The 12,595-nt window shown below is 73.4% G+C and carries 7 protein-coding genes; 5 read left to right on the top strand and 2 right to left on the bottom strand.

From position 1 onward, the window contains the following. Positions 1 to 28 precede the first annotated feature (28 nt). Both D9753_RS08985 and D9753_RS08980 read right to left on the bottom strand, forming a co-directional pair. The gene (locus D9753_RS08985) at positions 29 to 640 is read right to left on the bottom strand and encodes a hypothetical protein (RefSeq protein ID WP_121786526.1); all 612 of its coding nucleotides are present in this window, start codon (positions 638 to 640) and stop codon (positions 29 to 31) included. A 268-nt stretch (positions 641 to 908) separates the two neighbouring features. Beyond that, entirely contained in the window at positions 909 to 3,074 is a 2,166-nt protein-coding gene (locus D9753_RS08980) for a RecQ family ATP-dependent DNA helicase (protein ID WP_121786525.1), read from the bottom strand. Between the two features lie 141 nt (positions 3,075 to 3,215). Between D9753_RS08980 and D9753_RS08975 the strand changes: the two genes are divergently transcribed. The 5 genes from D9753_RS08975 (at position 3,216) to D9753_RS08955 (ending at position 12,520) form a co-directional block, all read left to right on the top strand. After that, positions 3,216 to 4,796 carry a DUF4192 domain-containing protein gene (locus D9753_RS08975; RefSeq protein WP_121786524.1) on the top strand — a complete coding sequence of 527 codons (1,581 nt, stop codon included), beginning with the start codon at positions 3,216 to 3,218 and terminating at the stop codon, positions 4,794 to 4,796. Positions 4,797 to 5,874: 1,078 nt separating this feature from the next. Beyond that, positions 5,875 to 7,824 carry a glycogen debranching N-terminal domain-containing protein gene (locus tag D9753_RS08970; RefSeq protein ID WP_121786523.1) on the top strand — a complete coding sequence of 650 codons (1,950 nt, stop codon included), beginning with the start codon at positions 5,875 to 5,877 and terminating at the stop codon, positions 7,822 to 7,824. A 138-nt stretch (positions 7,825 to 7,962) separates the two neighbouring features. After that, positions 7,963 to 8,721: an NUDIX hydrolase gene (locus tag D9753_RS08965; protein WP_121786522.1), complete on the top strand. Its 759-nt coding sequence runs from the start codon at positions 7,963 to 7,965 to the stop codon at positions 8,719 to 8,721. A gap of 160 nt (positions 8,722 to 8,881) precedes the next feature. Continuing rightward, positions 8,882 to 11,470 carry an ATP-binding cassette domain-containing protein gene (locus D9753_RS08960; RefSeq protein WP_240468090.1) on the top strand — a complete coding sequence of 863 codons (2,589 nt, stop codon included), beginning with the start codon at positions 8,882 to 8,884 and terminating at the stop codon, positions 11,468 to 11,470. Between the two features lie 162 nt (positions 11,471 to 11,632). After that, entirely contained in the window at positions 11,633 to 12,520 is an 888-nt protein-coding gene (locus D9753_RS08955; protein ID WP_121786521.1) for a FadR/GntR family transcriptional regulator, read from the top strand. Positions 12,521 to 12,595 lie beyond the last annotated feature (75 nt).

Here is a 12,595-nt window from a genome sequence, read left to right as displayed (position 1 = left end):
GCCGAAGTCCCGCCCGGACTAGCGCCGTTCAGCGGGCCGCGGCGCGGCGCAGAACCTCGGACACGGGTCCGCCGGTGCGTGGCACGAGCGGCGGGGCCTCCGATGTCGCGAAGGGTTCCGGTGCCGAGTGCGCGTGAGGGTGGCGCCCGCCACGTCCCTCGCCGAGCACATGCCAGCCGTCCTGTGTCAGCGTGATGTACGCCCCGCAGCGCAGCCCGTGCAGTGTGCAGGCATCGCGCAGCCCCCACATCCACGCGCCGTCCTCCTCCGTCCAACGCCCGTCCCCCTCACGGCAGTAGAGGAGCACGGCCGTACGTACGGGAGTGCGGCGGCGCAGGTCGTGCGGGATCACCCGGCGCAGTTGGGCGAGCAGGGCGTTGCGGAACATCCAGCCGTCGGCCGGGGCCGGACGACGCGTGAACGAGGCGCTGGCACGCAACCGCTCGTCCGGATCGAGAACCGCCACGATCGCCGTGGACGGCTTCGGGTGATGGCGGGCATGCAGCCCGCTGACGACCTCACGGGGGTTGCGCAGCAGAGGAATTCCTGCGGCGGCCCACTCCGCCGGCTCGAGCAGGCGGCTGGCGGAAGCGGACGTCGACAAAGAGGCCGCCGAGGACGAGGCGAATCCGAAGGTCACGTTCCTCCCTTCGGCTACGCGCCCATACTGCGGGCGAGGTCGGATTCAAGGGGAGCGCGCACCGCAGGGGAGCCCAGCCTGATCACGGACGAGCCGTGCGGGGAGCGGACCTCAATTCTTCCTGTCGAACTTGGATGCGGCAACGAGCAATTGGGACCACCGACTGTTATCTGCTGGTGCGTGGCTTATATCCCTACCCAAAGGCGAGACCGTCGACGCCTGAGGCGCCCACCTCCGACCGGCCGGCCTGCGGCGGGCGGCCGGGTGGTCAGCCCTGGACGGCGAGGACGAGCGGCAGCACCCCCTGCGCACCGGACTTCCTGAGCAGGCGCGCCGCGACCGCCATGGTCCAGCCCGTCTCCGTGAAGTCGTCGATCAGCAGCACCGGGCCGTGAGCCTCGGCGAGTGCCGACACGAGGGTGGGCGGCACCGTCAACGCCCCGTCGAGCACCTTCAATCGCTGGGCACTGTTGCTGCGCGGCATCCGGGTCACGCCCCCGTCGTACTCCACCGCGCCGAGCAGGGGGAGCCGGCCGATCTCCGCGATCCGTACGCCCAGCGAGTGGACCAGCCGCGGCCGGCTGCGCGAGGCGACGGTGACCACGCCCACCGGCCGGGGCAGGGCATCGGGCGCACCGGAGGCCCAGCCGCCGGGCCCTCTGGCCCAGTCGGCCAGCACGTCGACCACGGCTCGCGCCACGTCGTCCGGGACATCGGCGTCCGGGGTCTGGGGCGCGAACAGCGGACGCAGCCGGTTGCCCCAGCCGATGTCCGACAGACGTCCCAGGGCCCGCCCCGGCGAGGCCTGCTCACCGGCCGGGATGCGCCCCTTGAGGTTGATGCCGATGGCCGGGAGCCCGGTCGGCCACATCCGGCGGGGCTCCACCTCCACTCCGGCACGGCCCAGGTCGCTCCGTGCGGCGTCCAGGGCCGTCGTGGACAGGCCGGCGGTGAAGCGCGGTCCCGCGCAGTTGTCGCAGCGGCCACAGGGTTTGGCGCCCTCGTCGTCCAACTGGCGCTGAAGGAACTCCATCCGGCACTCGGTGGTGGCCGCGTACTCACGCATCGCCTGCTGCTCGGCCGCGCGCTGCCGGGCCACCCACGCGTAGCGCTCGGAGTCGTACGACCATGGCTGTCCGGTGGCGATCCAGCCGCCCTTGACCCGGTGCACCGCCCCGTCCACGTCGAGCACTTTGAGCATGGTCTCCAGGCGTGAGCGGCGCAGCTCGACCAGGGGTTCCAGGGCGGGCAGCGACAGGGGTCCCCCGGCCCGGCCGAGGACGTCCAGGGTGCGCCGGACCAGTTCCTCGGAGGGGAAGGCCAGCGAGGCGAAGTACTCCCAGATCGCCTCATCCTCCTTGCCCGGGAGCAGCAGGACCTCCGCGTTCTCCACACCGCGGCCGGCTCGGCCGACCTGCTGGTAGTAGGCGATGGGGGAGGAGGGCGAGCCGAGATGGACGACGAAACCGAGATCGGGCTTGTCGAAGCCCATGCCGAGCGCAGACGTGGCGACCAGGGCCTTGACGCGGTTGGCCAGCAGGTCGTCCTCGGCCTGCTGCCGGTCGGCGTTCTCCGTCTTGCCCGTGTAGGAGGCGACAGTGTGCCCGCGCTGTCGCAGGAAGGCGGTGACCTCCTCGGCCGCGGCGACGGTGAGCGTGTAGATGATGCCGGAGCCCGGCAGCTCGTCGAGATGGTCGGCGAGCCAGGCCATCCGGTGCGCGGCGTCCGGGAGCGGCAGCACGGCCAGGCGCAGGCTCTCCCGATCGAGGGGGCCGCGCAGCACCAGCGCGTCCGACGCACCGCCCGTGCCGAGCTGCTCGGCGACGTCCGCGGTCACCCGCGCGTTGGCCGTGGCCGTGGTGGCCAGCACGGGGACGCCGGGCGGGAGGTCGCCGAGCATGGTGCGCAGGCGGCGGTAGTCGGGGCGGAAGTCGTGACCCCAGTCGGAGATGCAGTGGGCCTCGTCCACGACCAGCAGGCCGGTGGCCGCGGACAGCTTGGGCAGGACCTGGTCACGGAAGTCCGGGTTGTTCAACCGCTCCGGCGAGACGAGCAACACATCGACGCCACCGGCCGCGATCTCGGCCTGGACGTCCTCCCACTCCTCGGTGTTGGCGGAGTTGATGGTCCGGGCGTGGATGCCGGCCCGGGCCGCGGCCTCCACCTGGTTGCGCATGAGCGCGAGCAGGGGCGAGACGATCACCGTGGGCCCGCTTCCTCTGGCCCGCAGCAGTGAGGTGGCCACGAAGTACACCGCGGACTTGCCCCATCCCGTGCGCTGCACGACCAGGGCCCGGCGCTTGTCGGCGACCAGCGCCTCGATCGCCCGCCACTGGTCCTCGCGCAGCCGGGCGGCGCCCGAGGCATTCCCGACGAGCCGGGCGAGGACGGCGTCCGCCTCTGCCCGGAGATCCGCGTTGCTCGTGTGCTCCATGCGTCCCATACAACAGGACGGGACCGACAAACGGGCGGCCCCGGCCGAGACTGTGGACAACGACAGTGATCTTGTCGTGTCCCTGATTCGACTTATCCACAGGCTCAAGCGGAATCTCAGAAACCGCGAGATCGTCGGCGCATGACGAATCACAGCGAAACGACCGGACCCTTCGAAAACAGCGGAATCCCGCGTCAGGAACCGTTCACCGGGCCGGCCGACCAGACCGCGCAGGTCACTCTGCGCACCCCGGCGGAGCTGGCCGACGCCCTGCCCTACCTGCTGGGGTACCGCCCGGAGGACAGCATGGTGCTGGTCGCCCTGCACGATCACGCGGGCCGGGGCAGGTTCGGCGGCCGGGCCCGGCTCGGCATCCCCGGACACGAGGAGGACTGGGAGGCCGCCGCACGGCAGCTGGCCCGCGGGTTGGTCACCGGCAGCGAGCGGCGCGGCGCCCGGCCCGAGCGCATGGTGGCCTACGTCTGCCAGGAGCCCGGCCCCGGAGAGTCCGGCCGGGACGTGAAACGACGACTCGGCCGGCTGGCCCATCTGCTGCGCACCGAGTGCGGCAGCCTCGACGTGCCGGTCATCGAGGCACTGTGCATCTCGGACGGCCGCTTCTGGTCGTACTGCTGCGCGGTCGAGGACTGCTGCCCCGAGGACGGCTCACCGATGGGCCTGCCCGGCACCTCCGTGCTGGCCGCCGCGGCCACCTACGCCGGCCTCCAGGTGCGCGGCACCCTCAGGGAGTTGCACGTCCGGCTGCAGCCCTGGGAGACCACCGCGGCGCTGGAGCAGGAGATCGCCCTGGACACGGCCGGCATGACCCTGGTGCCCCGGATCCTGGACGAGACGACCCGCCCGGTCGTCGCGCAGGAGACCTTGGACCTCGCCGAGCGGATCATCCGCCGCTACGCCGCGGCGGCGCCGGTCTCGGGCACGCATCCGGCGGACGTGCGCGACGACGACCTTCTGGGAGACGACGAGGCGGCGATGCTGATCCTCGGGCTCCAGGACCGCACGACCCGGGACCAGGCCGCCGCCTGGATGGAGGGGGAGGAGGCCGGTCCGGCTCTCCGGCTCTGGCGCGCACTGGCCCGCCGCTGCGTCGGGCCCTATGGCGAGCACGCCGCCGCTCCCCTGACCCTCGCCGGCTGGGTCGCCTGGTCGACGGGCGACGAACTGGAGGCGCGGGAGGCGCTGGCCATGGCACTGGGAGCCGACCCCGACTACCTCTTCGCCCGCCTGCTGCACCAGGCCTGCAACGAAGGACTCGACCCCGAGTCGATCCGCCGCTGCCTGCGCGCGGAGAGCCGGGGACGCACATCGACGGAGGCGGAAGCGGACCCGGCGGAGACCACGGAGCAAGCGGCCCCTGCGTCGCCCACCGCTCCCACCGAGCCTTCGCAGACCCCGGCGCCCCGGCTCGCGGCGAGCGCACCGGCGGACGCCGAAGAGGCCGCACCCAGCCCTCGGGCAGGTACGCACCGCCGGCGTCGCGCTCGATCCGCGTCCGGTGAGGACAGCCGTCACGCAACAGGGGGCACCGCTGGCCGACGCCGGCCGGTCGGCTCCCGTCCCCGTTCGTTCGCTCCCGGACCCACTCGGCCCGGCACCCGCACCCCGAGCGCCACACGCACGCGGGCAGCGGGCACTGGTGACGCCGCGACCAGTGGGAGCCCGTCGGAAAGCGGGCGCCCCGAGCCCGAGGTCGACGGATGAACACCGGCCGGTACGGGGGCGGCCCGGTACGCGACTCCGGTAGGAGAGGCGTGGCCGCGCCGGCAGGGAACGGGGAAGACGCCGCACGCGGCCGGCCCGTGGTGACGAGCCCACGCCCGGGAGGAACGGCGGTGTCCGGCGAGCGCCACAGGGGCGCAGCGGTGCGGCGGCAACTCCATCCGACGAGATGGCGCCCCCGCATCGCAACGGCTCTCCGCCGGTGTTCGCACGAGGCGCAACACGTCCGCGGGCGGGGATGGGCACGGCGACGCCCGAAGGTGCCCTCAAGCACCCGGCCGTGTCGGCACCGTACGACTGTTGTCCAGGGATGTCCCGCCAGTGTCACGGGCGTCCAGCGGTAGCGTCATCGGGCGTCCGACCGTGTCCACGCGGTCTGACCGGCGCCCGGCGATGTTCACGCCGCGCAGCGGATGCCCAGAGGTTTCGGGACAGGCCCCCCGCGGGCATCCGGTGCCGTCCGTGTGGTGCCGTGGCGGCGGTGGCACGCTCCCGGTCCTCTTCGCGGTCCTGGCCTACCTGGCCGTCCGGTTCGGCCGGGTACCACAGACCGCGCCGGCTCTGCCCCCGGCCCCGTCCCGCCCCCCGCCGGTGGGGCACGGCGAGGACCGCAGGAACGCCCGCCTTCTCCCCCCGCTCACGCCGCCATTCGGTCGGCTTCTTCCAGCCGAGCCGTGACCCGCACGAGTTCCCTCCCGTTCACCTGAGTGGCGGAACGCCTGGACGGGTCCTGCCGCCGCACCCTCCCTGTCCCCCGGGGCGGCCCCTCGGCCGCCCAGCGCGTCCGAGGCGCACCGAGCGCAGAAGAAGCCACCGCATGCACCAGCAGCCGTCGCAGCCATCTCCGCCCTCCGCCGTCGGTCAAGATCAGGACCGGGGCAGGCACGGGTCGTTCCCCACACACGGCGGCGCCCCCGCCGCACCCGAGCCCATCGGGCGCCCACTGCGGCCGCCCACAACCCCCCTTGCCGACTCGCCGGACCGGCCGTCCCCCGTCCCGGACCGACCCCGCCGACCCGCCGCGACTCCACCCGCAGGTACAGCCCCGGGCAGCCGCTTCGTGCCCGGACTGCCGCCCACGCACGACGCGTTCATCTGCGTGGCCCTGCCCGGCCTCGCCATCTCCGGTGAGCCGGGACAGCTCGCCGGTCGGGGACTGGACGGGTTCTACCGAGGCGGCAGGCGCCTGCTCTCCCGGTGCCAGGTCCGTGTGGCGGGACGTGAACCGCTGCCGGTACAGGCCAGGATGACCGGTGCCGACTCTGCCCGCTTCGTGGGCACGTTGCGCGTCTCCCCGGTTGCGGGCCCCGACCCGGACGTCGTGGTCGAACGGGCACGCAATGCCGACGGAACCGAACGGATCACCTTCCGCAACGTTGGCCTGCGTCCACTGCGCCTGCCTGTCGAGGTCGCCCTCGGCACCGACCTGGCGGAACTCGGCGCCATCGCCTCCGGCGCGGCAGGACCCGAACTCACGGCCACCGTGCACGACTCGGGCCTGCGCTGGGCCACCGCAGACGCCGCCGCCTGCGTCACCGCCGACCCACCGCCCTCGGACGCCCTGGCGTCAGCCGGGCTGCTGCGCTGGGAAGCGGAACTGCCACCGGGCGAGACGGTGACCGTGGAGCTGAGGATCCGGCCGGCGGGCGCAGGCACGCTGCGCCCGGCGGGCCAGGCCGCGACCAGCCCCCTCGCCGCCGCGCAGGCGGCAGGCGACGACCCCCGGGTGGCCCCTCTGCTGCACACGGCGATCGCCGACCTCCACGCCCTGCTGTTGCGCGATCCCGCACACCCCTCCGACACCTACCTCGCGGCAGGTGCGCCCTGGCGCTGTGGAATGGCCCCGGCCGATGCACTCGCCGCCGCCCGCATGGCCCTGCCCCTGGGCACCCGGCTCGCCGCGGGCACACTGCGCAGCCTGGCCCGTACCCAGCTCACGGGGCCAGGCCCTGGAGCCGGCATGATCCCCGGCCCGCGACGCGACGCGGGCCCGCACCTCCCGCCGAGCTGCACGGGAACGGAAGCGACCCTGCTTTTCCCCGTCCTGCTCGCGGAGGCCCGCCGCTGGGGGCTCCCCGAGCAGGAGACGAGGGAACTGCTGCCCGCGGCGGAACACTGCCTGACCTGGCTGCGGACCGCCACCGGCGACGGAACCTACCTCGCCGACCCGTACCCGGCAGGCCCGGCCCGTTGCGAGACCCAGGCCCACGCGCACCGCGCAGCCCTGCTCGGTGCCGACCTCCTCGAAGCCTTCGGCAGACCGGGCGCCACGGAGTTACGGCAGTGGGCCCAGAACCTGCGAACGGCCTTCCGGGCCGATTTCTGGATCGAGGACCGCGGAGGCGGACGCCCGGCCGCGGCCCTGGCAGCCGACGGCCGGCCCGTTCCCCACCTGGCCGCCACCACGGTCCACCTCCTCGACACCGGCCTGCTCGGCGCCGGCCGGCCGGCGCCGGGCCTGCTGGACAAGGCGCGCACCGAACACCTCGCCCGGTTGCTCGGCACCCCCGCGATGGACACGGGCTGGGGACTTCGGGGACTCGGCACCAAGGAGGCGGGACACAACCCGTTCGGCCACCGGACGGGGGCCGTGCGGGTCCAGGAGAGCGCACTCGCCGTCGCGGGACTGGCTGTGGCCGGCTATGAGAAGGAAGCCGGCGGCCTGCTGAGAGGACTGCTCGGAGCGGCGGAACACTTCGGCCACCGGCTGCCCGAGATGTTCGCCGGCGAACAGCGCTCCGCCGGCAGCGCACCCCTCCCGCATCCCGCGGCCTGCCGGCCGGCGGCCACCGCCGCTGCCGCAGTGGTCCTCGTGCTCACCGCTCTCGCGGGTATCCGCCCCGACGTACCCGCCCGGACGGTCGCCCTGCGCCCCCTTCGAAGCGCGCCGCTCGGCGAGCTCAGCCTCGCGGGGCTGCGTGTCGCGGGCGCACCCTTCGCCGTACGGATCAGCCGACTGGGACTCGCCATGGTGGAGGAGGCCGCGGACGGACTCCGATTGGGATCGTGACTTCCCCGGGATCTGGTGCGACGCGGTCGGCCGACGATCCGGACCACCCTGTGAGCCGTACCGGAACCGTGCGGAACCACCATCGTCGTGGTTGACGAAGGGAGTGTTTATCGTCAGGAAGACGACTATGATCGCGGCATGCCCTACGACCCGTCAGCCTTTCCGCCTTTCGCTGTCACCGTGGACCTGGTCGTGCTGACCGTGCGCCGCCACGCCCTGTGCGCGCTGGCGGTACGCAGGGGTGAGCCTCCCTTCCAGGGGCGCTGGGCGCTGCCGGGGGGCTTCGTACGGGCCGATGAGGACCTGTCCCAGGCGGCGGCGCGCGAGCTGGCGGAAGAGACAGGGCTGTGCGCCCACGACCCCTCGGTCCCGGTGCAGGACAACGGCGCCCATCTCGAGCAGCTCGCCACCTACGGCGACCCCGAGCGGGACCCGCGTATGCGCGTGGTCAGCGTGGCGCATCTCGCGCTCGCGCCCGACCTGCCCGCACCGCGTGCCGGAGGTGACGCGAGCAACGCGCGCTGGGCACCGGTCGACGAACTGCTCCAGCAGGGGGGTCACGGCCGTGACGGCGAGTCCGTGGCACCACTCGCCTTCGACCACGCCCAGATCCTCGCCGACGGGGTGGAACGGGCCCGCTCCAAGATCGAGTACTCGTCACTGGCCACCGCGTTCTGCCCGCCCGAGTTCACCGTGGGGGAGCTGCGTCGGGTGTACGAGGCGGTGTGGGGCGTGGCTCTCGACCCGCGCAACTTCCACCGCAAGGTCACCGGCACCCCCGGCTTCCTCGTCCCCACGGGCGGTACGACCACCCGGCAGGGCGGCAGGCCCGCCCAGCTCTTCCGGGCCGGTGGCGCCACGCTGCTCAACCCGCCGATGCTGCGCCCCGAGGTGTGAGACGCGGGGCGGCGAGCCCGTCGGGTGACCGGCGCACCAGCCGTCGCACCGAGTCACGGCTGCATCGAACGGCGGACATCGGCGGGTTAAGGGCACACGGCAGCTTGCCGCAAAGCGTCTTATACCTAAAAAACGGACATCTCGCGCTATCTTGCTGTAGGTGATCCAGGCCTTCGGACTGACCAGCGACTCCCGCAAGGCGCACCCGCCCGCCCTTGACGACCTTTCCTTCGAGGCGCGCGCCGGGCACGTCACCGCGCTCCTCGGTGGCGCCGGTGCGGGCAAGACCACGGCGCTGAAACTGATGCTCGAACTCCAGCACGGGCGCGGCATCACCTACTTCAGAGGTCGCCCTCTGCACCGGATCGCACATCCGTCGCGGGAGGTCGGCGTGCTCCTCGGAGACGTACCGGGCCATCCGGCCCGCTCGGTACGCGGCCATCTGCGCATGCTGTGCGCGGCCGCCGGAGTCCCCGCACGGCGAGCGGACGAGGTCCTCGAAGTGGTCGGCCTCGTCAGCCTCCGGGAGGAACGCCTCGGCACGCTGTCCCGCGGCATGGACCGCAGACTCGGCCTGGCCTGCGCACTGCTGCCCGACCCCCACACGCTAGTCCTGGACGAACCCACCGACGGCCTCTCCGCCCGCGAGGCCGAGTGGCTGCACAGCATGCTGCGGGCCCACGCCGCCCAGGGCGGCACGGTGCTCTTCACCACGGCCGAACCGAAAGAGGCCGCGCGCACCGCCGACCGGGTCGTCACCCTCGACGACGGCAGACTCGTCGCCGACCAGGAGGCACGAGAGTTCGCCCGTACCCGGCTGCGCCCGCGCGTTGCCGTCCGCACCCCCCACGCCGCACGTCTCGCGGCTCTCCTCTCCAAGGAGGCCCGCACTGCCCGCCGCTCCTTCGAAGTCGTACGTGAGGGCGGCAACCGCCTCTCGGTGTACGGCAGTACGACCGCCGACGTCGGCGAGATCGCGTTCCGTCACGGCATCCTCGTTCACCAACTCGCTGACGAGGTAGGCGACATGGGGCCGGGTGCCGGTGCCGGGAGCGGCGACGGCATGCCGTCCGCCGAGTCCGGGCAGACCGAGCCGGACGCACCGTCGGAGGAGCGGGCCGACGCGAAGCAGGCCGCCTCGGACGCGTCCGAGGCCTCTCCGGAAGACCCGAGCCCGACCGTGGACGAGTCGCCTGTCGCGTCTGCGCACGCCGCGCAGCCGGACATCGCCGTGCCCGACGCCCCGGCCGTCGAGCCACGCTGTGCGGAGTCGGCGACGGAGCCGGACACCGCGGCGATCGACCCGGGAGCAGCCGAACCCCGTCGTGACCGGCCCACGTCGGTGCGACGCTCCCCGGTGCCGGCTCTGCCGTCGGGAAGCCGGGGCACGACACCCTCCGGCCACCTGTCGGGGCAGCGGGAGCACAGCGCGGACGACCCGTCGGCGCCGGAAGCGGAGCGGGCCGCAGCCCGTCTCTGCGCCCCCGACGAGGCGCCGATGCTGCCCGGTTCCCCGGCGTCGGAGCGGGCGCGGGCCGCCGTCGGCGGACCATCCGTGACCGGCGAAGCGTTCGACCATCGGCCCGTGCCGGACCGCACGGAGTCCCGCCCGGACGCAACGGACCCGAGCGTGTCACCGGCCGCCGCGTCCTCCTCGGCCGACGACGCGGCACATGGTGTCGGCGCACACCGGATGACGAGCGAGCCTCCGGCGGGGGGACCGGCGAGCTTCGCGCGCGAACCGCCGCCGGCCGGTCCGCCGATCCGACGGCCACGCCCGGCGCCGGCCCCGGCGGGGTCGATACGGCATCCGGACCGCAGCCCGGCACCACCAGCACACGCGCGGAGGGCGCCACCGGCACCCGCACCCGGCTCCCCGGGGCCAGGCAGCCGCAGGCCGGCCGCACGACCCGCCCCGACGCTGTGCGCACGCTCACCACCCTGCCCCCCCTCCCGCCCCCCATCTCCGTCCGCCCCGCCCCCAGCCCCCTGCGCCCCCTGCGCTACGAGGTCCGGCGCGCCGCCGGAATCGGCACCGGCTTCCTCACCTGCGGCATTGCGCTGCTGGTGTCCGCACTCACCGCCGTACTCCTGGCGCGCCTCGGCCACACCCCCGCAGGCGAGGCTGTTCGCCGCATGGCCGCGGCAACTGCCGCTGCCACCCGCGGCGCTCGCGGCCGGACTGCTCGGCGCGCTGGCCTTCGGGGACGAGTTCCGCCACCCCGCCCTGGCGGCGGACCGCGGCACCGTGCCCCGCCGGCTGGGCCTGCTGACCGCGAAACTGCTCGTGTCCGGAGCGACCGCGGCGCTGCTCGCCCTCCTCACCGTGGGCTGTGACGCCGAAGTGCTCTACGTCGTCTACGGACGGGAGCTGACACAAGTTCCCACGGACTGGCTTTCGCTCACCGTGAGTTGGTTCGGGCTGGTCACCGGGTGCGCCTGGGCCGGTGTGCTCGCGGCGGGTGTGTTCCGGTCGGCGTCGGCCGGCCTGGCCGCCGTACTCTCCGTACCTGTCCTGGTCGTCCCCGTCGTGCACGAGGTGATGCGGGACCCCGCCGTCAGGATGGCGGCGGGCTTCCCGGTGCGGATGCGGCAGGTCCTCCTGCTGCAGTGGCCCTTCGGAGGGGAGCGGTATCTGCTCGCCGCCGCGCGCGTCGTCGCCCAACCCGTCGGCGGCGCACTCACGTTGTCCCTCACGACTCTGCTGTGCACGTACCTGTTCACGACCCTGCGGACCAGGTTCCGGTGACGGCCGCTCGTACACTCCTGGCCCCACTGTGCCCACAACTCCCCGCAGAAAGCTCATTTCTTTCCGATAAGGCGTCAATTGCGACGGGGTGAGCGATCACCCTTTCGTGTGCTTTTCACCAAAGACCTCAAGGGAGTTGAGGAGAGCGCCGACAAAAGATCCGTGAGTACCCTTGCGCACACCATGATGACCGCCGCCCGCTCCGCAGACTCTGGTCTGGCCGGCCCGGGCGGATTCGACCGCTACCCCTACTCCGAGGCGCCGATGGCCGACCGCGTCGGCATGCCCACCTGGGACGGCGGGGATCCCGAGCTGGGCCGCGTCGGCCGACGGGCCGGGGGCAGCCGCGGACGCGGACTGCACGGCCAACTGGTCCAGCAGCTCGGCCAGATGATCGTCTCCGGCGACCTGGGCGCGGACCGACCGCTGGTGCCCGAGGAGATCGGCCAGCGGTTCGAGGTCTCCCGTACCGTCGTCCGCGAGTCCCTCCGCGTCCTCGAGGCCAAGGGCCTGGTCAGCGCCCGCCCGAACGTCGGCACGCGCGTGCGTCCCGTCAGCGACTGGAACCTCCTCGACCCGGACATCATCGAGTGGCGGGCGTTCGGGCCCCAGCGCGACGACCAGCGCCGGGAGCTGAGCGAGCTGCGCTGGACGATCGAGCCGCTCGCCGCCCGCCTCGCCGCCGGGCACGGCCGCGAGGAGGTGCAGCAGCGCCTGTGCGACATGGTCGAGATCATGAGCCACGCCATGGCTCAGGGTGACGCGCTCACCTACTCGCGCGCCGACACCGAGTTCCACGCGATGCTCATCCAGATCGCCGGCAACCGCATGCTGGAGCACCTCTCCGGCATCGTCTCGGCGGCCCTCCAGGTGTCCGGCGGACCGGTCACCGGGTGTGACCGGCCGAACGAGGCGTCCCTCGCGCAGCACGCGCGGATCGTCGATGCGCTCGGCGCCGGGGACAGTACGGCGGCGGAGGCGGCCATGCGCCAGTTGCTCACGATCCACCCGGAGGTGGAGCGCGTGGTTCCGGCCCCGCGCGAGCACTGACCCCGCGACGAACGCGGTGCGGTCGCCGGTGTGCGGCGTCCCTGTGGTGCTCGCGATGGCACCAGGCCCGGGTGC

Origin of the sequence: Streptomyces dangxiongensis (assembly GCF_003675325.1) — a bacterium.
Classification (GTDB): domain Bacteria; phylum Actinomycetota; class Actinomycetes; order Streptomycetales; family Streptomycetaceae; genus Streptomyces; species Streptomyces dangxiongensis.
Note: the sequence above shows the minus strand (reverse complement) of the source record. Positions and strands in the feature narration are given on the sequence as shown.

Excerpts from the sequence above, each read along its gene's own strand:
- D9753_RS08965 (WP_121786522.1), top strand. The coding sequence starts at position 7,963 with ATGCCCTACGACCCGTCAGCCTTTCCGCCTTTCGCTGTCACCGTGGAC.
- D9753_RS08975 (WP_121786524.1), top strand. The coding sequence starts at position 3,216 with ATGACGAATCACAGCGAAACGACCGGACCCTTCGAAAACAGCGGAATC.
- D9753_RS08980 (WP_121786525.1), bottom strand. The coding sequence starts at position 3,074 with ATGGAGCACACGAGCAACGCGGATCTCCGGGCAGAGGCGGACGCCGTC.